Here is a 19,383-nt window from a genome sequence, read left to right as displayed (position 1 = left end):
CATAGGCCCGGAAATCACCAAAATACTTCGTGATCGCCGCCGTCAGCGTCGTCTTGCCGTGGTCAACGTGACCAACCGTGCCGATGTTCACATGCGGTTTCGAACGGTCAAACTTTTCCTTTGCCATGGTCTTGGCTCCTTTTTGTTCATATGCGGTGCGCGGTGGCGCACCCTACAGGGGTGGTAGGGTGGGCAGATTGCCCACCGCCTTTATGCGTATTTCGCCTGGATCTCTTCGGCGATGTTGTTCGGCACCGGGTCGTAATGCGAGAATTGCATCGTGAACTGGGCACGTCCCGAGGACATCGAGCGTAGCGTGTTGATATAGCCGAACATGTTGGCCAGCGGTACATTCGCGTTGATCGCGATGGCGTTGCCGCGCGGCTCTTGCCCCGAGACCTGCCCACGACGCGACGTGAGGTCGCCGATGACGTTGCCGGTATACTCTTCGGGCGTCACGACCTCGACCTTCATGATCGGCTCGAGAAGTTTGGCGCCGGCCTTGCGCAAGCCCTCACGCATGCACATCCGGGCCGCGATCTCGAACGCCATCACGGAGGAGTCCACATCGTGGAATTTGCCGTCGATCAGCGCAACCTTGAAGTCAATCACCGGAAAGCCTGCGAGCGGACCGCTGTCCATAACGCTGGTGATGCCCTTTTCGACACCCGGAATGTATTCCTTGGGCACCGAGCCACCGACGATCCGGCTCTCGAAAGAATAGCCTTCGCCCGCTTCGGTCGGCGAGATGACCATCTTGACCTCGGCGAACTGACCCGAACCACCCGACTGTTTCTTGTGGGTGTAGGTATGCTCGATCTCGTGACCGATGGTCTCGCGATAGGCGACCTGCGGCGCGCCGATGTTGGCGTCCACCTTGAATTCCCGCTTGAGACGATCCACGAGAATATCGAGGTGCAATTCGCCCATACCCTTCATGATGGTCTGACCGCTTTCGATATCGGTCTCCACGCGGAAGGACGGGTCTTCGGCGGCAAGCCGCGCCAGACCGGCAGACATCTTTTCCTGGTCGCCCTTGGTCTTGGGCTCGACCGCGATCTCGATCACCGGATCGGGGAAGGTCATGGTTTCGAGCACGACCTGCGCCTTGGGATCGCAGAGCGTGTCCCCGGTGGTGGTGTCCTTGAGGCCCGCAAGCGCGATAATATCGCCGGCAAATGCCTCTTCGATCTCTTCGCGGTTGTTGGAGTGCATCATCATCATCCGACCGATGCGCTCTTTTTTGCCCTTGGTCGAGTTCTGGACGGTATCGCCCTTGTTCAGCACACCCGAATAGATACGCGTGAAGGTGAGCGAGCCGACGAACGGATCGTTCATGATCTTGAACGCGAGACCCGAGAACGGCATCGTATCGTCAGCACGACGCGGGATGTCGCGGGTTTCGGTCTCGTCATCGGGGCTGAAGCCCATGTAATCGACCACGTCGAGCGGGCTCGGCAGATAATCGACCACGGCGTTGAGCAGAGGCTGCACGCCTTTGTTCTTGAACGCCGAGCCACCCAGAACCGGCACGAAGCTAAGCGACAGCGTGCCCTTGCGAACGAGGCTGCGCAATGTGGGGATGTCAGGCTCGTTGCCTTCGAGATATTCCATCATCGCGTCGTCGTCCATTTCGACGGCGTTCTCGATGAGCTTGGCACGCCACTCGTCGGCGGTCTCCTTGAGCTCGTCACGGATCGGCTGACGGGTCCAGGACGCACCCAGATCCTCGCCTTTCCAGGTCCATTCTTCCATGGTCACCAGATCGATGATGCCCTCGAGCTCGGTCTCCGCGCCGATGGGCAGCGCGACCGGCACAGCGCGCGCGCCGGTGCGGTCTTCGATCATTTTGACGCAGTTGTAGAAATCGGCGCCGATCTTGTCCATCTTGTTGACGAAGACGATGCGCGGGACCTTGTAACGGTCGGCCTGACGCCACACCGTCTCGGTCTGCGGCTCAACACCGGCATTGGCGTCGAGAACACAGATCGCGCCGTCGAGCACGGCGAGCGAGCGCTCGACCTCAATGGTGAAGTCGACGTGTCCCGGCGTGTCGATGATGTTCATCCGGTACTTGGTGTCGTAAGTCCCCTCTTTGCTGGGGTCCTCCTGCCACTGCCAGAATGTTGTTGTCGCAGCCGAGGTGATCGTAATCCCGCGTTCCTGCTCTTGCTCCATCCAGTCCATGGTGGCCGCACCATCGTGCACCTCACCGATATTGTGGGATTTGCCGGTGTAGAACAGGATCCGTTCCGAGCAGGTGGTCTTGCCTGCGTCGATATGGGCCATGATGCCAAAGTTGCGATAGCGTTCGAGCGGATAATCGCGTGCCATGATTGAGATACCTCTAAAGGTTTACCAGCGGTAATGGCTGAAGGCTTTGTTCGCCTCGGCCATTTTGTGGGTGTCTTCGCGCTTTTTCACGGCCGAGCCGCGGCTTTGAACGGCGTCCAGAAGTTCGCCGGCGAGGCGCTCTTCCATCGTGTTCTCATTGCGACCGCGGGATGCGATGATGAGCCAGCGGATCGCCAGCGCCTCACGGCGCTCGGGGCGGACCTCGACGGGCACCTGGTAGGTGGCACCGCCAACACGGCGCGAGCGCACCTCGACCGACGGCTTGATGTTGTCGAGCGCCTCGTGAAACACTTCGACGGGGGCGCGCTTGATCTTGCCCTCGACACGGTCGAGCGCGTTGTAGACGATGGTTTCGGCGACAGACTTTTTGCCGTCGATCATCAGGTTGTTCATGAATTTGGTCAGCACCCGGTCGCCATATTTGGCGTCGGGCAAAATCTCGCGTTTTTCAGCGGCGTGACGACGGGACATCTGATATTCCTCTTGTTCCTCTGCGGGCGAGGCCCCGGGCCAGTGCCGGGACGCCCGAAATCCTTATTTCGGACGCTTGGCGCCGTATTTCGAGCGGCGCTGTTTCCGATCCTTGACGCCTTGCGTATCCAGAACGCCGCGCAGGATGTGATACCGCACACCGGGAAGGTCTTTTACACGACCGCCACGGATCAGAACCACCGAGTGCTCCTGAAGGTTGTGGCTCTCGCCCGGAATGTAGCTGATGACCTCGAAGCCATTGGTCAGGCGCACCTTGGCAACCTTCCGCATGGCCGAGTTCGGCTTCTTCGGCGTCGTCGTGTAGACGCGCGTGCACACGCCACGCTTCTGAGGGCAGCCCTGAAGGTGCTGTGACTTGGTAGTTCTGACTTTCGGCTGCCGCGGCTTGCGGATCAGCTGTTGGATCGTTGGCATTCCGGTTTTTCCCCGTCTCTCAACACATGTGTCTGCACGGGGTATCCCGTGCGGTTAATCAAAAGCGTGTCGCGCGTCCGCAATACGCAAAGACCGCAATCGCACCCTGTATTTCGGGTCCGACGCGGTGGGTTTCCAGAGGATCGGGGCACTCACACCCGGATCTTGACCACTACAGTTATGATACAGGCGACGGGGCGACCCCCTCAGCCATGGATGGGGCGCGTATAGGGGGAGTCGCGGGGGTTGTCAACAGCCCTGCCAACCCTTGCGGAGCCGCCCGGCGAGTGCGATGTATCGAGCACCAAACGCGGTGTAAACCTGCGAAGCGACGGAGTGCCAGAGCGATGCGCGTAATCGGGATTTGCCGGTTTTCCTATCCTGCCCTCGGCGGCTTCAAGCGCATGCACGATACGGTTCAGGACCGTGAGCGCTACCTTTATGCACCCGAGCGGATGGAGCTTCGGTTTCGGCACTTCGAATGCCTCACCCTGCCCTCCATTGCAGCACAGCAACATCCCGATTTTACCTTTCTCATTCTCGTCGGGGAAAGCCTGCCGAAGGCCTATCGCGACAGGCTCAATGATCTGACGGAAAGCGTACCGCAGATAAGGATCGTCGAACGTGAGCCGATGAAGCACCGGCTGGCCATGCAGCTGGCCATCAAGGAAGAGTTGGGCGAGGACACGGCACCCTCGATGCAGTTCCGCCTCGATGACGATGACGCGGTCGGGCTTGGCTTTGTCCGTAGCCTGCATTGGTTTGAAAAGCACACCCGCACCATGCGCAAGAACTGGCGCTACATGGCCATAGAGTACAATCGCGGATATTCGGTCTCACTCTCGGATCAGGGCATTGTCGCAGAAGAGGTGCACACGGCATTCTGGGCCTGCGGCCTTGCGGTGCTGTTCCGCCCGGGCGATCCGCTGACGGTCATGAATTTCAGCCATCACAAACTGCATCACGAGATGTCCACCCTGATCCAGCCGGGTCCTTACATGTATCTGCGTTCCAAGCATGACGACAATGACTCGGCCGCCAAGTACAAAACGGGCCCGATGGAGCCGCTCACCGACAAGGAGCGCGCGTTCTTCAAGAGCCAGTTCAACGTGGACGAGGACCAAGTGCGAGCTGTCTTTTCCGCTCCGCCTTTGCCCGCCGGCTGACCTGTGCCTCGCGGTAGAGCGTAAACAGCCCCGAGGCCACGACGATCGCCGCACCGATCAGCGTCACGGTCTGCGGCCAGTCCCCAAACACCACCCAACCGAGGATCAGCGCCCAGATCAGGCTGGTATAGCGGAACGGCGCGACAAAGCCGATCTCGCCCACCCGCATCACCATGATCGAAAACAGATAGCCGCCGATGATCATCACCGCCGCGCCACCGATCAGCAGCATGGCGCGCCCGTCAATGGGGGCCCAGTCCCCGGTCAGGCTCGCCAGACCAAAGAAAATCATGATGAAGAACGAGGTGATCAGCGTCACCAGCATCGACGGCACATCGCGCGACAGTTTGCGCGTCGCCAGATCGCGCAGGGTCACGAACGCGACGGCGGCAAGACCATAGACCGAATAGACGTTGAACCCTTCGGTGCCGGGCCGCACGATCAGCATCACGCCGATGAACCCCGCAAGGATCGCCGACATCCGCTTCCAGCCCACCGGCTCGCGGAAAAACAGCGCGGCGGCCAGCGTGATCGTCAGCGGCAGCGCCTGCATGATCGCGCTGATATTGGCAATCGGCATGTTAAAGAGCGCCGAGACAAAGAAATAGGCCGAGCCGATCTCGCCCACCATGCGCCAGAATACCGGCCACAGGTCCTCGCGCGGCAGGTGCCGCGTCAGCGCCCCCATCCGCCAGGCGATCACCGCCACGAGGATCGTCGTCACCACCCCGCGCAGGAACATCACCTGAAACAGCGGCACTTGCCCCGACAGGCCCTTGATCATCGCATCGTTTATCGTGAACGCCGCCATCGACCCCATCATCAGGAGCGCGCCGGTCAGATTGTCGGAACGGGGCATGGCCTGCCTGTTTTTTGATCAAACGTCCCGCGCATTAGACGCGGATCGCGCCCGGGTGCAAGAGGGGATCAGAGGGCGATCAGTCTGCCAGCGCCGCGTGCAGCGCGCCGTGCAGCGCCGGATTGGCCGCCAGCACCCCGTCCAGACGCGGCACCGGGTTGTTGAACCTGAGCGCCGCAGCCCGCCGGTCGGATGTCACCGCCCCGGCCTCGCGCAGGATCAGATCGCCCGCCGCAATGTCCCATTCCCAGGTCGGGCGCAGCGTCATCATCGCGTCATAGCGCCCTTCCGCCACAAGGCTCAGGCGATAGGCCAAGGAGGGCCGAAAGCCGTGCGTCACCTCCGGCGCGCGCCCGTCGCGCCAGACCTCGGGGGCAAAGGCGGGCGTTGCCGCCAAGAGCGACGCGCCCCCCAGATCGGCCCGCATCGTGGCCCGGATCGGCACGTCGTTCAGCGTCGCCCCCAGCCCTGCGCCTGCTGCATATAGCTTGTCGCGCATCGGAAGATAGACCGCCGCCGCCGTCACCACGCCGCGTTCGGCCACGGCGATGGAATGCGCCCAGATATCATTGCCCTCGATGAAACTGCGCGTCCCGTCGATGGGATCGACAATAAAGACGCGGTCGGCCTGCAACCGTGTGGCATCGTCCTCGGTCTCCTCCGACAGCCAGCCATAGTCGGGCCGCGCGTCGCACAGGATCTGCCTGAGCGCCGCATCAACCGCCAGATCGGCCTCGGTCACCGGCCCCGCCCCGCCCGGCTTGTCGCGGATATCGAGCGGCGCGCCGATATAGCGCGTCGCAATCTCCGCCGCCTCCTGCGCGGCCTCGATCAGCAGGGAAAGGTCACTCGCCGGCAAGCGTCAGCCCCTCGACCAGAAGCGACGGCACCACCCGGCTCAGATGCGGGCGCGCGTCATTGGCGGGGATCACCGTGCGCAGCATCTCGGGCAGGCTGCCCGCGATGGTGCATTCATTGACCGGATAGGCGATTTCGCCATTCTCGATCCAGAACCCGGCGGCCCCCCGCGAATAATCGCCCGTATTGGGATTGATCGTGGCCCCGATCATCGAGGTCACCAACAGGCCCGTGCCCATCTCGCGGATCAGGTCGGCGCGGCTCTGGCTGCCTTGCGTCAGCGCCACGTTCCATGTCGCAGGCGACGGCGGCGCGGATGTCCCGCGCGACGCATTGGCCGTGGAGTGCATCCCCAGCTTGCGCGCATTCGCCAGATCGAGCGTCCAGCCCATCAGACGGCCATTCTCGACAATCGCGCGCGGGGCGGTCGGCAGCCCCTCGGCATCAAACGGCCGCGATCCGGTGGCGCGCGGGCGGTGCGGGTCCTCCAGCAGCGACAGCGCGTCAGGCAGAACCTGCTCGCCCAGCCGGGTCATCAGCCAGGACGAGCCCCGCGCCACCGACGCCCCACTTGCCGCCACCAGCAGATGCCCGATCAGCGAGGATGCGACGCGCTCATCGAACAGCACCGGATAGGCCCCGGTGCGCGGGCGGCGGGCATTCAATCGCTCGACCGTGCGCTCCCCCGCGATCCGCCCGATTTCCTCGGCCCCGCGCAGATCGCTGGCAAAGACGCGGCTATCGGCGTCGTAATCGCGCTCCATCCCCGATCCGGTGCCGCCGATGGCCACGCAGGACAGGCCCGTGTCGGTGCGCGCATAGCCGCCCGAAAACCCGTTGCTCGCCGCGATATGCGCGGCATTGTGCGAATAGGCGGCGCTCGCCGATTGCACCTGACTGACTCCTTCGACTCCAAGCGCCGCCGCCTCCGCCTCCTGCGCCATCTGCATCAGCGCATCGGGCGCGGGCTCGGCCGCCGGGTCGCACAGGTCCAGCGCCGCCAGATCCCAATCGCGGGCAAGCTGCGCAGGTTCGGCCAGCCCGGCATAGGGGTCCTCGGGCGCCTCGCGCGCCATTGCCACCGCGCGGGTGGCGAGCGCCTCTATCGTCTCGGGCCTTGTGTCCGAGGCCGAGACATTGGCCTGCCGCCCGCCAATCAGCACGCGCAGCCCGATATCGGTGCCCTCGGCCCGCTCCGCCTGCTCCAGCGTGCCGCCGCGCATGTCGACGGTCACCGATTGCCCCCGGATCGCGATGGCATCGGCCGCCTGCGCACCGGCTTTCAGCGCGGCACCGATCAGGGCATGGGACAGATCATCGAGCGATTGGGGCATGGGCGTCTCCTGAATGCCGCACTGAGGTAGACCGGCCCGGCCCATGGTGCAAGGCCATGCCACGTGAAAAGCCGCGCCGCGCCCCGACCCTTGCAGATATTTCGACGGGTCCACACATCAGGGGGGTCCCCGGCGGGGCGCACGGGGACAGAGTCTGTGACGCGCGACAAGGGGCCGCCTGCCATGACCCATTTCCAGAGCCTCTCCGCCGCCGGTTTTGCCGCAACCGCCATCAGCTTCGGCCCCGGGCGCATGGGGTTCGGCCTGTTCGTGCCCGAATTCAAGGCCAGTTTCGCGATGTCCGACACCACCGTCGGGCTGGTCTCGGGCCTCGGTTTCCTCGGCTTCTTCGTGGCGCTCCTGCTCGCGCAGGCGATGCTCGGGCGGGCGGGGCCACGCGCGCCGGTGGCCTCGGGCCTCATCGCCGCATCGACCGGCATGGCACTGATCGCCCTCGCCCAAGGTGTCGCAACGCTCGCACTCGGTGTCTTTCTGGCGGGGTCCAGCGCGGGGTTTGCCTGGACCCCGTTCAACGACGCGGTGCACCGCAAAATCCGCGATGTCGACCGGCCCACGGCGCTCACCGAGATCAGCACCGGCACCAGCCTCGGCGTGGCCATTGCCGGGCTCGCCGCCCTCGGGCTGATCGCCACGGATCTCTCGTGGCGGGCCTGCTGGGCGGGCTTTGCCGTGGCCAGCCTGATCGCCCTCGCGGCCAACTGGGCAGCCCTGCGCGATGTCGAACCGGGCGGCGCGCCCCGGCCCCGCACGGCATGGGACGAGCTGTGCCACATCGCCGCCCTGCCGCTCTTTGCCGTGGCCTTCGCCTACGGCACCACCTCGGCGATCTACATCGCCTTCGCCGCCGACCACCTCCGCGCCGCAGGCGGCACCCCGGGCCTGCCCGCCTCGGCCACCCCCGGTCTGGTCTTCGTGACCTACGGGCTCTGCGGTCTGGCGGGGCTCGCCACCGCGCGCATCAATGCCGCCATCGGGCTGGCGACGCTCCTGCGCCTCTTGATGCTGGCCGGGGCAGGCTCGCTCGCGCTGGTGGCGCTGATCCCCGGCAGTTGGGCCGGGCTTGTCCTGTCGGCGGGCCTTCAGGGGCTGCACGTGATGATGGTCAGCGCGGTGCTGGCGTCATGGTCGGAACGGCTCTTTCCCGCGCTGCCCTCGCTCAGCTTCACCGCCGCCCTGCTCGCCACCGCAGGCGGCAGCATGATCGGCCCCGCCCTCGCCGGTGTCGCCGCCGATGCACTCGGCGCGCAGATGATGTTCCTCGCGGCAGCGGCCCTGCCGGGCACATTGACGCTGGTCTTGCAGCCGCCGCGCATCCGCGAACGCGCGGCGATGCTGGACGATCTGGACCCGGCCTGAGCCCGCGCGCCGCTTACTTGATCCGCTGCCCGTTGGCCAGAACCTGGCCGTCCTCGGTCACTTCGATCTTGGACACCAACTCATCCTCGCCCGGACCGGGCCGCGCGAACAGCCCCATCATCATGCGCACGCCCGTGGCCTGATCCTGCGGCACGAGGCCCATTGTGATCAGCTGGTCGAGCAGGCCATTGCCACCCACCAGCCGCAGGTCGAGCGCACCTTCGGGCGCAGGCGCGCCACCAAAGCTCGTCGTATCGGTCGCATCAAAGGTGAAGGCCCCTTCGCCAGTCAGCTTCGCACCGGCAAGCTCCAGCGTCAGGTCATGCAGGGTCAGGCTCTCGACTTCGCCGGGTGCGGCCTCGTTGCCCTCTATGTTCGCCACCTGCTCGGGGTCGAGCAGATCGAAGAACAGGCGCCCCTTGCCACTGAGATCAATCAACAACGTCGCCGGATCGCGCGGCAATTGCGCGCCGGGATCGAACATCGACCAGAGTTGCTCGGGCATAGTGAATTCGCTAAATTCCAGACCGAGGGCATAATCCTGCATGGCCTCGCTCTCGATCACCGGCATGGCAATGTCAAAAGCCATCCGCGCCATGCTCAGGTTGACCGGAAACGGCATGTCGCTGGCGCTGATCGCCATCTTCACCCCGTCACCAGCGCCGCCATAGCGCAAACCATCAGGACCAATGGAGGTCTTGAGACTGCCGCTTTCGGAACTGTTGGTGCCTTCCAGCACGTCGCCCGCATCCTCGAACCGATAGGCGGTGCTGCCGGTCTCGTATTCCATCCGGCTGTCGAACTGGAACCCGTCGCGCAGGGCCGCGGCGATATCCTCGGCATCGAAACTATCGGGGATCGTGCCCGCTCCTGCAAAATTCGCACGCGCCAGCGAGCCGGAAAAAACCAGCGTGCCGCCTTCGGTTGGGTCAGTGAAATCCAGATCGTAGGTGACCGGACCTGCGGTCATGTTCTGCTGCACGGTGCGCGCCGCCTCGCCGAGAGCGGTTTGGCTCTTGCCGCTCAAATTCTCCAGACGGATCTGCGCGGCGCGGATCTCTGGCGTCTCGTCCCCGGCCTGAAGTTCGGTCAGCGCCATCGTCACCGCCTCGGCATCATAGTCGTATTCCATCGCGTCGCGCGTGCCCGAGACGACCATCTCCAGCGCCGTATGCGTCACTTCCATCGTTGCCGTAACCTGCTGCGCCTCATCGTCAGAGGCGGCAATCGCGATCGGTATCGTCTCGGGCAGAACCACCGAAACGGTGCCGTCGCCATTCTCGACGAACTCCACCTGCCCCATCCGCATCGACACCGCGCCCTGATCCTCGGGCAGAGCTATCTCCATCGCCAGGTCGCGGATCGTCAGGGTCTCGCCCGACCGGCTCTCGTCGCTATCGACGCGGTAGCCCAGATCCTCAAGATAGGCCTTCCAATCCTGCCAGACCTGATCTGCCGAGAGATCGGCCAACGCGGCGGACCCGCTGAAAGCTATAACAAGGGCCGATACGGCCAGGGAGCGGAAAACGGACATGTGAATACCTTTCGGGTTCGCGATCTGGATTAGCTTCGGTTGTCGCGCGGATCGGGTCAAGGGATGATCTGACTGGAACTCGACACATCACGCGGTTAGGAACAGGGGAAACAAACGGGGGATTATTATGGACATGAAGGGCAAATGCGTTCTTATCACCGGTGCGAGCAAGGGCATAGGTGCCGCCGCTGCGCGAGTTTTCGCCGAGGCTGGCGCTCATGTGGCACTTGTCGCGCGCAACCGCGACGCCATCGCTGATCTCGCAGGCGAAATTGGACCAAGCGCCATCGCCATCCCCTGCGACGTCAGCCGCTATTGGGAAATCGAGGCCGCGGTCGCAGCGTGCCACACGGCGTTCGGGCAGCTTGACATCCTCATCAACAACGCCGGTCTGATCGAGCCGATCTCGATGCTCAGCGAAACCGACCCTGGCAGTTGGGGTCACGCCATCGACGTCAATCTCAAAGGTGTGTTCAACGGCATGCACGCAGCCCTGCCCGGTATGATGGCGCGGGGCGCGGGCACGATAATCACCGTCAGTTCGGGCGCGGCGCACAACCCGCTTGAGGGCTGGAGCGCCTATTGCGCGTCAAAGGCGGGCGCGGCGATGCTGACCCGATGCGCAGATGTCGAAGCGGCGGGGGCCGGCGTGCGGGTTATGGGCCTCTCGCCGGGCACCGTGGCCACCGACATGCAGCGAGAGATCAAGGCCAGCGGCGTCAACGCCGTGAGCCAACTTGACTGGTCCGATCATATCCCGGCCGATTGGCCGGCCCGCGCCCTGTTGTGGATGTGCGGCCCGGATGCCGCAGAGTTTGCGGGGCAGGAAATCTCGTTGCGCGACGACGCGATCCGCCGCCGGGTCGGCCTCGAATGAGTCCGACCGGCCTTGTCACGCTGGAGCGTGACGGCGGGCTCTGGACCGTCACACTCAACCGTCCGGACAAGGCCAACGCCCTGACCGAAGTCATGTTGACGGAGTTGGCCGATATCGCCGAGGCCGCCATTGCAGCGCGTGTCTTTGTTCTGACAGGCAGCGGCAAGGTCTTTTCGGCCGGGGCCGATCTGGAGGCGGCCCGCTTGGGCCTTGCTACCAGCCCACAGTGGGAACGCCTCTCTGGTGCCATCGCCGCCCTGCCGGGCCTGAGCATCGCGGCCCTCAACGGCACTGTCGCGGGCGGGGCCATGGGAATGGTCCTCGCTTGCGACATTCGTATCGCCGCCGAAGGGGCCGGCGCGTTCTATCCGGTCATGAAGCTGGGATTTCTGCCACAACCCAGCGATCCGGCCCGTCTTACCGCGCTGATCGGGCCATCACGCGCCCGGATGATCCTACTGGCCGGAGCACGCCTCGGCGCGCAAGAGGCGCTCGACTGGGGGCTGTTCGACCGTGTGGTGCAGGGCGACTCGCTTTTGCCTGACGCTTATGCTCTGGCCAAGGACGGGCTTTCGGCCTCACCCGAGCACGCGGCGGCGATAAAGGCGATGTGCCGCACGACCGGCTGAACATCGCGCGCGCAACGGGTATCAAACCGGCAGCGCGAACGGCATGAGCGGCGTATCTTTACGCAGGTAAAGCGGATGTTTGGCCGACCCGTCCTTGTTCAGACCAAGACATCTCAGCGGCCGCCCCGTCGCGGCGATCGCCTGCAAGGCATGCCTTACGACGTCCTGATAACGCGCATGAAGCTTGCCGTAGGCCAGCACCACAAGCTCTGATTGCTCCGCCATACTGACAAGCGCAGGAATGTTCGCGGCACTGCATGCCGCGCTCGGGTCACGCGGCAGGTCTTTTGGCGACGTCGCGCGCCAATCCAGAACATTGCCTTTGAAATAGAATGAAAACCCCCAGTCCCGCGCGAACATGACTTCGCGGTGACAGGTCGGGTCGGACACCTCGGCACTGGCAACGGACGGGTTCATGCCCACGAAAAGCACCCTGCGCGGGGCGGTGCCGTCTGGCGTCCAGTCCCGGCTCAGCATCTGGCGGTAGCGTCCACAGGAGGAATATGCGGCGCCGCCGATCACCCCATCGGGCAGGCGCAGCCGTACCTTTCCGCCCGGATCATGCAGGTGATCGGGGGCCGCGCCGCTCATTGGTTGAACACCCGGCTCGGGTGCAATTCTCCCGCCTTGTAACGTCCGACCGCAATCGCCTTGCCGTCGAGCGCGGCCCAGCATTCGTCGCCGTACTCAATGTCTCTGGCGATCACCAGACCCGGATTGCCATTGCGCAACCTCGCGGCGCTCTCCGGCGTGGCGGTGACCATCGGCAGATCGGTCAGTCCGTCCTCGAGGGGGCGAATGTACTGGTCAAGTTCGGGGGAGTGGGCCATCTCGTCGATCTGCGCGACGCTGACCGCGCCCTCGGTCTCGAACGGCCCTGACCAGATCCGCCTCAGCCACGCCACATGTCCATGACACCCCAGCGCCTGCCCCATATCGCGTGCGACCGAGCGAACATAGCCGCCTTTGCCACAGGTCATTTCCAACACGGCGTGATCTGCGTCCGGGCGGTCCACGAGCAACAGCTCTTCCACCCAAAGAGGCCGGGCAGCCACCTCGAACGCCTCACCATCGCGCGCCAGCTTGTAGGCGCGTTGCCCGTCAATCTTGACGGCAGAATATTGCGGCGGCACCTGCATGATGTCACCAACGAAAGCCCCTAGCGAGGATTTGATTTCTTGATCCGTCGGGCGACTATCGCTTTGCGCGATCACCTCACCCTCGGTGTCATCGGTATTGGTGGCCTGCCCCAACCGCACACAAAACGAATAGGCCTTGAGAGCGTCGGTGATGAAGGGCACCGTCTTGGTCGCCTCGCCCAGCGCCACCGCCAACACCCCTGTCGCCTCTGGATCGAGCGTGCCCGCATGGCCCGCCTTCTGCGCCTGAAGCGCCCATTTCACCTTGTTGACAACAGCGGTCGAGGTCATTCCGGCGGGCTTGTCCACCACCAGCCACCCAGAGATATCGCGCCCCTTGCGTTTGCGTGCCATGCCCGGCCCTTTGATGATTGCCTGAGGCGGCAGGGCCTAGTCCACTGACGCGTCCGCGTCAATCGCCACTCCCACCATAGGCCCCATCGGAAAGCCGATGTCGAACCGGTCGAGCGCAGGCGCATAAAGCCGCGAAATCTTGCCGTCGAAATAGAGCGCCTGTGGCACCGCCAGATGGTCCCGGAAAAACCGCCCGAATGTATGAAAATTCACCCGCCTCTCGGAGATGACGAACCATGCCCGCGATCCATCCGCCGATGTGCCGACCCCGTTGCGGATATAGCGGCTGTCGCTGTCTGTGAGAAACCGAGGGTGGAGCGCGCCATCTATTACCAGCATCGGCCCTGATTGGCTTGCGTGACGGCATGCCGGGCGGGTTCGCGCGAATCGCAGGGCTTCGATCACATCGGCACGACCCTCGCGGATGCAGAACACACCATTGGGCAGCAGGCCAAAATTGCCCGGCCCGTCGCTGGTCACCAGCCCCGCCACCTGCTTGCCATCCTCGACATATAGCCCCACGGGGCTGCGGTCGGAGTGGTACATTCCGGCATTCATCGCAAACCCGAGCGTCTTGCCCTCGGACTTCAGGAGGCGGTCGACGGCACCAAAGCTGCCAAGTGGCATGCCGCTCTCCGGCTCTTGGAGGAAAAGCCGCAGATCAGCGCGCGTCGTATCGACCTCGCAGACCGCGTAGGCCAGACCCTCGAATTGCTGATCGCTGCATTCGACCGCGCCCGCACCGGCGGCTGCGAGCCCCCCGACCACCGCCAGAAAGAGCCTAGTTTTCCACATCCCGACGCACCGTTTCCTGCGCGAAGAGACGGCGGGTCTCGTCCATCTGATCGAATGTCTCATCCAGTCGAAACCGCAGATCGGGGGCGTATTTCAACTCTACTTTCTTGCCGATGATGCGGCGCAACTCGTGCTTGTTGCGTGCGAGAAGTGCGATCAGGTCCTCTTGACCCTCGCCGCCCAAGGGCATCACGTAGGCGGTCGCGATCTTTAGGTCGGGTGATGTGCGCACCTCGCCGACCGTCACCGACAACCGATTCAGCTCCGGATCGTGAATATCACCGCGCATCAGCACATCGGACAGGGTGCGACGGATCAGCTCGCCCACGCGCAGCTGACGTTGAGAAGGGCCCGGCCCGTCATGAAACTTGTTCTTTGCCATGCCCCGCATCTAATCGCTCGGACGCGCATTTCCAAGCGGGGAAATTGCCAGCAGTTCATCTTGACACAATTCCCGATCGGCGAAACGGGCCGACCGTGCCACCCTTGCCGCACTGCGCGGCCCACGCTATGCAGGCCATCAACCGTGACAAAGGACTGGATGCCATGACCGATCAGCCGGGAATCGTGATCACCGGGGCCTCGGGCCGGATGGGCCGGATGCTGATCCAGGCCCTCGGCGAGAGCCCGCGTGCGCGCCTCGTCGGGGCGCTCGAACGGCCCGGCCACCCCTGGATCGGGCAGGATGTGGGAACGGCAATGGGCGGGGGAGAACTGGGCGTGATCGTCTCGGATGACCCGCTTGAGGCGATTGCAACTGCGCATGCGGTGATCGACTTTACCGCACCTGCCGCAACCGTCGAATTCGCCACCCTGACGGCGCAGGCACGGGTTGTCCATGTGATCGGCACCACCGGTTTCGAGGCGGCGGACCTCAAGAAACTGGAGGCGGCAGCCCGTCACGCGGTCATCATCCGGGCCGGCAACATGAGCCTCGGGGTAAACCTTTTGACCCAGTTGACCAAGCGCGTGGCCGAGGCATTGGACGAGGATTTCGACATCGAGATCGTCGAGGCCCATCACAACCAAAAGGTCGACGCGCCATCTGGCACCGCGTTGATGCTGGGTGAGGCGGCGGCAGAGGGGCGAGGCGTGTCGCTCGACCACGTGAGCGACCGGGCGCGCGACGGCATCACCGGCAAGCGTGAACGTGGGCATATCGGCTTTTCGGCCATTCGCGGCGGCGATATCGTCGGCGAGCATGACGTGGTCTTTGCGGCCACGGGCGAGCGGGTCGTATTGCGCCACATCGCCACTGACCGGGCGGTTTTCGCGCGTGGGGCGCTCAAGGCAGCGCTTTGGGGCCAAGGGCGCAAACCCGGCAGCTATGACATGCTGGATGTCCTGGGCCTGTCCGCAAACTGATCCAGATCGACCGCCCATGCGTATTCCGCTCATATCTTTTAACGTGAGTGGTGACAGATATGCGTGCAGTCCTTGTAATCTTGATCGCGCTTGGCGTGGCCAGCCCCGCATTGGCCGAGGGTTTTGCAACGGTCACAGAGCGCGAGCGCTTCGTATCACTGATAGAGGGCCGTGATCTGACCCGATTTGGCATCACGATCAATGTGACGCGCGATGGCCAGATCAAAGGCAGGGCATTCGGGCGGGATGTCACCGGCGCATGGCGCTGGAACGGCGATTATTTCTGCCGCGATCTCTATTGGGGCAGCACTGATCTCGGCCCCAACTGCCAAGCCGTGCGGGTTCAAGGCAGCACAATGCGCTTCATCTCGGACCAGGGCGCCGGGCGTTACGCCGACTTGAACCTGCGCTGAGGCGTGGGTCAGAAGTCGATGGCCAGCCCTTTTTTCTCCCAATCCCCGTAACGCACCGGTTCCAGCCCGTCGCGTCGCCCGCCCAATTCCTTGGGCAATTCCGCCTCATCAAGCGCTTTACGTCTCTCTTCGGCCTCAGCCAGCGCACGTTGAGCGGCAGGCGGCAGGTCGCGCGGCGTGTCGATGTCTTGGTTGCTCATGGCCGGGCTTTCCTTGTTGATACCCCCCTGATATACCGCGCAGCCATGCCGTCGCCAAGGATAGCCCCATGAAAAAGCACCCACCATCTGCCCGCGCAGCCGCGGTTCATCTGCTGGACCGGGTTCTGGGCGATGGCAGGCTCATGTCAGACCTGATCGCGGGCGGAGCTCTTGATCTGCTGACCGCCCCCGACCGCGCCCGCGCTCAACGCCTCGCCTCGGATACGTTGCGCGGCTTGGCACGCGCGGACCGGCTCTTGTCGCGCCATCTTCGCAAGCCGCCTCCGCTGCGGGTATTCAATATTTTGCGCGTCGCCACGGTGGAACTGGCGCATGGCGGCGACTCGCATGGTGTCGTAAACGAGGCGGTCCGCATAATCGGCCAAAGCCCGCGTCACGGCAATCTCAAGGGGCTGGTCAACGCTGTCCTGCGTCGCATGGCAGAAGAGGCACCGCGCAGCTGGAATGACTTGCGCCAGCCCGGCCTGCCGGATTGGCTCCGACAACCGCTTGTCGAGGCGTGGGGCAAGGGCGCCGTGACCGCAATGGAGCGCGCGCATTTCGCCGGAGCCCCTCTTGATATAACTGTGCGCTCCGACCTGGATGGCTGGACCGGCAAACTCGGGGCAGACCGCCTGCCCACAGGCTCGCTCCGGCTCTCGAATGCCGGGCAGGTTTCGACCCTGCCCGGATACTCAGAGGGCGCATGGTGGGTGCAGGACGCCGCCGCCGCTCTGCCTGTCAGTGTGCTGGCCCCGAAGCCCGGTGAGCGCATCCTCGACATTTGCGCAGCCCCGGGCGGCAAGACGCTTCAACTGGCGGCGGCAGGGGCCGATGTCACCGCGCTCGACATATCAGAGCGTCGCATGGCCCGCGTGACCGAAAACCTCGCGCGCACCGGCCTGCACGCCACCTGCGTCGTCGGTGACGCGTTCGAGTATGCGGACGGCCCCTATGACGCAATCCTGCTCGATGCACCCTGCTCTGCCACCGGGACCATCCGCCGACACCCGGATCTGCCGCATGCCAAGGACGGCTCGGATTTCGGCGCGCTGATCGACATGCAGGCGGCCTTGCTGGATCATGCGCTTACGCTGCTCAAACCCGGCGGGCGGCTGGTCTTTTGCACCTGCTCGCTCTTGCCCGACGAGGGCGAGTGCCAGAGCGAAGAGGCCTTGGCCCGTCACGCCGGTCTGAAAACCGACCCCGCCGCGCTTGACCGCCCAGGCATCGATCCCGGCTGGATCACGGAAGAAGGCGGCTTGCGGCTCAGGCCCGATTACTGGCCGGAAATCGGAGGCATGGACGGATTTTATATCGTCTGCCTTCGCAAACCCTAGCCTCCAGCCGTAGGCCATGTCGGACGCGTCAGCCTGCACGATCTTCAATCAAGCGGTGACTTGCGGCAAAGGGCTGGCTATACTGCCTCTATCAACGCCGCAAGAAGCGTCCCGAGGCACGGCACATGTCGACATCCCAGACCCTGTCAACGCGCTGGTCGCGTGCAATGAATCGATTGGCCGCGCGACGCGCCGGCCTCAGTCGTCCTGCAACCGCCTTCCTGTCACAGCCAGAGCCGCGCAGCATCGGCTATCTGGCACGCGGGCGTCAGCTCTGCGCCGGGAACTTTGTCTTTGCAGGGCATCTGGTGCAGGCGCCCGGCGTATCGATCTGGGATATTAAGCCGCCCGATGCGGCCTTCGCGGCGGAATTGCACGGGTTTGGCTGGCTTGACGATCTGGCCGCCGCTGGCGATGCAGCGGCACGTGAGCGCGCGCAGGCCTGGCTCTGGGAGTGGATCACCCGGTTCGGAAATGGAGCAGGTCCGGGATGGACCCCCGATCTGACCGGGCGACGATTGATTCGCTGGATCAGCCACGCCCTCTTTCTGCTCAGGGGACAACCTTCGGACTCCTCCGCGCCGATCTATCGGTCTCTGGCTCGTCAGACCCGGTTTTTGTCGGGACGCTGGAAGGCCGCCTATCCCGGCCTGCCGCGTTTCGAGGCACTGACCGGGCTCATCTATGCGGGTCTGTCACTGGAAGGCATGCGGGCTCATGTCGCCCCGGCGCTCGCGGCACTCGCGCGAGAATGCGACGGACAGATTGACGCCACAGGCGGGCTTTCGACCCGCAACCCCGAAGAGCTTCTGGACGTGTTCACGCTGCTGACATGGGTGGCGCTGTCACTGAGCGAACAGGGCCAGACCACCGATGACGCGCTGTGGCGCGCGATCGAGCGGATCGCGCCGACCCTGCGCAGCCTGAGACACGCCGACGGCGGGCTGGCACGGTTCCATGGCGGGGGCCGTGGCCTCGAAGGACGGCTTGACGGTGCCCTTGCCACGAGCGGGGTCAAAACCCAGATCGACGATGGCCTTGCCATGGGATTTGCGCGTTTGGGTGCCGGTCGCACAAGTGTAATCGTCGACGCCGCCCCGCCGCCGACCGGTCCGTCCTCGGCGGGGGCCCATGCCTCCACCCTCGCGTTTGAGCTGACATCGGGCCGTCGCCCCCTGATCGTCAATTGCGGATCGGGTCACAGCTTCGGGCCGGACTGGCGGCGCGCCGGGCGCGCCACGCCCTCGCATTCCGCGCTGGTGCTGGCGAGCGGATCGAGCGCGCGGCTCAGCAACGACAAACGCCATTCCGACTGGCTGAGCGACGCGCCTCGAAATGTTACGATCAGTCAATCCAAGGCTCCGGATGGGCTGCGTTTCGACGGCGCGCATGATGGCTATCTGCGCAGCCATGGCCTGACCCACGTGCGCCGGCTCGATCTGTCTTCCGACGGGCGCGGCCTTGCGGGAGAAGAGATGCTGCTTGCCATCGAGGATGCGGACAAACGCCGATTCGACCGTGCTCTGGACGAAACCCGACTGCATGGCATTCCTTATGACGTTCGGTTTCATCTGCATCCCGAAGTCGATGCCTCGATCGACATGGGCGGAACGGCCGTATCGCTGGCGCTCCGAAGCGGCGAGATATGGGTGTTCCGCAACGACGGCCACGCCGCTTTGTCCTTGCAACCGAGTGTGTATCTTGAAAAAACGCGCCTCAAACCGCGTGCGACACAACAGATCGTTCTATCCGGACGCGCAATGGCGTATGCGACACATCTAAGATGGTCACTGGCCAAGGCGCAGGACACCCCGGTTGGCATCCGAGATGTCACGGAGGATGCGCTCGACCCGGCGGCCGATGAATGAAACGATCAAGGCAG

The 19,383-nt window shown here is 64.2% G+C and carries 21 protein-coding genes; 8 read left to right on the top strand and 13 right to left on the bottom strand.

The window, feature by feature from the left end:
* The 4 genes from Q0X85_RS12075 to rpsL form a co-directional block, all read right to left on the bottom strand.
* Positions 1-127 (bottom strand): GTP-binding protein (locus Q0X85_RS12075; RefSeq protein ID WP_297771155.1); only part of this gene is annotated, 127 nt, incomplete at its 3' end.
* Between the two features lie 83 nt (positions 128-210).
* The gene (gene fusA, locus Q0X85_RS12070; protein WP_297772249.1) at positions 211-2,334 is read right to left on the bottom strand and encodes an elongation factor G; all 2,124 of its coding nucleotides are present in this window, start codon (positions 2,332-2,334) and stop codon (positions 211-213) included.
* Between the two features lie 21 nt (positions 2,335-2,355).
* Positions 2,356-2,826, bottom strand: a complete 471-nt coding sequence (rpsG, locus tag Q0X85_RS12065; protein ID WP_297772248.1) for a 30S ribosomal protein S7 — start codon at positions 2,824-2,826, stop codon at positions 2,356-2,358.
* Positions 2,827-2,889: 63 nt separating this feature from the next.
* On the bottom strand, positions 2,890-3,261 hold the full coding sequence (rpsL, locus tag Q0X85_RS12060) for a 30S ribosomal protein S12 (protein WP_008281863.1): 372 nt from the start codon (positions 3,259-3,261) through the stop codon (positions 2,890-2,892).
* Positions 3,262-3,608: 347 nt separating this feature from the next.
* Here rpsL and Q0X85_RS12055 point away from each other — a divergent pair, with 347 nt between their 5' ends.
* The gene (locus Q0X85_RS12055) at positions 3,609-4,427 is read left to right on the top strand and encodes a glycosyltransferase (RefSeq protein ID WP_297772247.1); all 819 of its coding nucleotides are present in this window, start codon (positions 3,609-3,611) and stop codon (positions 4,425-4,427) included.
* Here Q0X85_RS12055 and Q0X85_RS12050 read toward each other — a convergent pair.
* The 3 genes from Q0X85_RS12050 to Q0X85_RS12040 form a co-directional block, all read right to left on the bottom strand.
* Positions 4,366-5,286, bottom strand: coding sequence for a DMT family transporter (locus Q0X85_RS12050; protein WP_297772246.1), 921 nt, complete (start codon positions 5,284-5,286; stop codon positions 4,366-4,368). The genes Q0X85_RS12055 and Q0X85_RS12050 overlap by 62 nt on opposite strands.
* A 79-nt stretch (positions 5,287-5,365) precedes the next feature.
* The gene (locus Q0X85_RS12045; RefSeq protein WP_297772245.1) at positions 5,366-6,145 is read right to left on the bottom strand and encodes a 3'(2'),5'-bisphosphate nucleotidase CysQ; all 780 of its coding nucleotides are present in this window, start codon (positions 6,143-6,145) and stop codon (positions 5,366-5,368) included.
* Positions 6,132-7,478, bottom strand: a complete 1,347-nt coding sequence (locus tag Q0X85_RS12040) for a TldD/PmbA family protein (RefSeq protein WP_297772244.1) — start codon at positions 7,476-7,478, stop codon at positions 6,132-6,134. Before Q0X85_RS12040 ends, Q0X85_RS12045 begins: the two co-directional genes overlap by 14 nt.
* 183 nt (positions 7,479-7,661) lie before the next feature.
* Here Q0X85_RS12040 and Q0X85_RS12035 point away from each other — a divergent pair, with 183 nt between their 5' ends.
* Positions 7,662-8,855, top strand: coding sequence for an MFS transporter (locus Q0X85_RS12035; protein ID WP_297772243.1), 1,194 nt, complete (start codon positions 7,662-7,664; stop codon positions 8,853-8,855).
* A gap of 13 nt (positions 8,856-8,868) precedes the next feature.
* Here Q0X85_RS12035 and Q0X85_RS12030 read toward each other — a convergent pair whose 3' ends face one another.
* Positions 8,869-10,389: a DUF2125 domain-containing protein gene (locus tag Q0X85_RS12030; protein ID WP_297772242.1), complete on the bottom strand. Its 1,521-nt coding sequence runs from the start codon at positions 10,387-10,389 to the stop codon at positions 8,869-8,871.
* A gap of 127 nt (positions 10,390-10,516) precedes the next feature.
* On the opposite strand from Q0X85_RS12030, the gene Q0X85_RS12025 reads away from it, so the two are divergent.
* Together Q0X85_RS12025 and Q0X85_RS12020 are read left to right on the top strand one after the other, a co-directional pair.
* On the top strand, positions 10,517-11,266 hold the full coding sequence (locus tag Q0X85_RS12025; protein ID WP_297772241.1) for an SDR family oxidoreductase: 750 nt from the start codon (positions 10,517-10,519) through the stop codon (positions 11,264-11,266).
* Entirely contained in the window at positions 11,263-11,895 is a 633-nt protein-coding gene (locus Q0X85_RS12020) for an enoyl-CoA hydratase/isomerase family protein (RefSeq protein ID WP_297772240.1), read from the top strand. The genes Q0X85_RS12025 and Q0X85_RS12020 overlap by 4 nt, the downstream gene beginning before the upstream one ends.
* Before the next feature lie 21 nt (positions 11,896-11,916).
* Here Q0X85_RS12020 and Q0X85_RS12015 read toward each other — a convergent pair whose 3' ends face one another.
* From Q0X85_RS12015 to rbfA, 4 genes are read right to left on the bottom strand one after another with little or no spacing between them, the layout of a single operon-like run.
* Positions 11,917-12,486, bottom strand: coding sequence for a DUF1643 domain-containing protein (locus Q0X85_RS12015; protein WP_297772239.1), 570 nt, complete (start codon positions 12,484-12,486; stop codon positions 11,917-11,919).
* Entirely contained in the window at positions 12,483-13,388 is a 906-nt protein-coding gene (gene truB, locus Q0X85_RS12010; protein ID WP_297772238.1) for a tRNA pseudouridine(55) synthase TruB, read from the bottom strand. Before truB ends, Q0X85_RS12015 begins: the two co-directional genes overlap by 4 nt.
* A gap of 36 nt (positions 13,389-13,424) precedes the next feature.
* Positions 13,425-14,183 carry a phosphodiester glycosidase family protein gene (locus tag Q0X85_RS12005; protein WP_297772237.1) on the bottom strand — a complete coding sequence of 253 codons (759 nt, stop codon included), beginning with the start codon at positions 14,181-14,183 and terminating at the stop codon, positions 13,425-13,427.
* Positions 14,170-14,565, bottom strand: coding sequence for a 30S ribosome-binding factor RbfA (gene rbfA / locus Q0X85_RS12000; protein WP_297772236.1), 396 nt, complete (start codon positions 14,563-14,565; stop codon positions 14,170-14,172). The genes Q0X85_RS12005 and rbfA overlap by 14 nt, the downstream gene beginning before the upstream one ends.
* A gap of 164 nt (positions 14,566-14,729) precedes the next feature.
* Here rbfA and dapB point away from each other — a divergent pair, with 164 nt between their 5' ends.
* On the top strand, positions 14,730-15,548 hold the full coding sequence (gene dapB / locus Q0X85_RS11995) for a 4-hydroxy-tetrahydrodipicolinate reductase (RefSeq protein ID WP_297772235.1): 819 nt from the start codon (positions 14,730-14,732) through the stop codon (positions 15,546-15,548).
* 59 nt (positions 15,549-15,607) lie between these two features.
* Positions 15,608-15,961: a dihydrodipicolinate reductase gene (locus Q0X85_RS11990; RefSeq protein WP_297772234.1), complete on the top strand. Its 354-nt coding sequence runs from the start codon at positions 15,608-15,610 to the stop codon at positions 15,959-15,961.
* Positions 15,962-15,969: 8 nt separating this feature from the next.
* On the opposite strand, the gene Q0X85_RS11985 is transcribed toward Q0X85_RS11990, so the two are convergent.
* Positions 15,970-16,161: a DUF1674 domain-containing protein gene (locus Q0X85_RS11985; RefSeq protein WP_297772233.1), complete on the bottom strand. Its 192-nt coding sequence runs from the start codon at positions 16,159-16,161 to the stop codon at positions 15,970-15,972.
* Between the two features lie 68 nt (positions 16,162-16,229).
* Here Q0X85_RS11985 and Q0X85_RS11980 point away from each other — a divergent pair, with 68 nt between their 5' ends.
* Together Q0X85_RS11980 and Q0X85_RS11975 are read left to right on the top strand one after the other, a co-directional pair.
* Positions 16,230-17,501: a transcription antitermination factor NusB gene (locus tag Q0X85_RS11980; RefSeq protein WP_297772232.1), complete on the top strand. Its 1,272-nt coding sequence runs from the start codon at positions 16,230-16,232 to the stop codon at positions 17,499-17,501.
* Between the two features lie 125 nt (positions 17,502-17,626).
* Entirely contained in the window at positions 17,627-19,369 is a 1,743-nt protein-coding gene (locus Q0X85_RS11975; RefSeq protein ID WP_297772231.1) for a heparinase II/III family protein, read from the top strand.
* Positions 19,370-19,383 lie beyond the last annotated feature (14 nt).

Origin of the sequence: uncultured Roseovarius sp., from assembly GCF_947259555.1 — a bacterium.
GTDB lineage: Bacteria > Pseudomonadota > Alphaproteobacteria > Rhodobacterales > Rhodobacteraceae > Roseovarius.
Note: the sequence above shows the minus strand (reverse complement) of the source record. Positions and strands in the feature narration are given on the sequence as shown.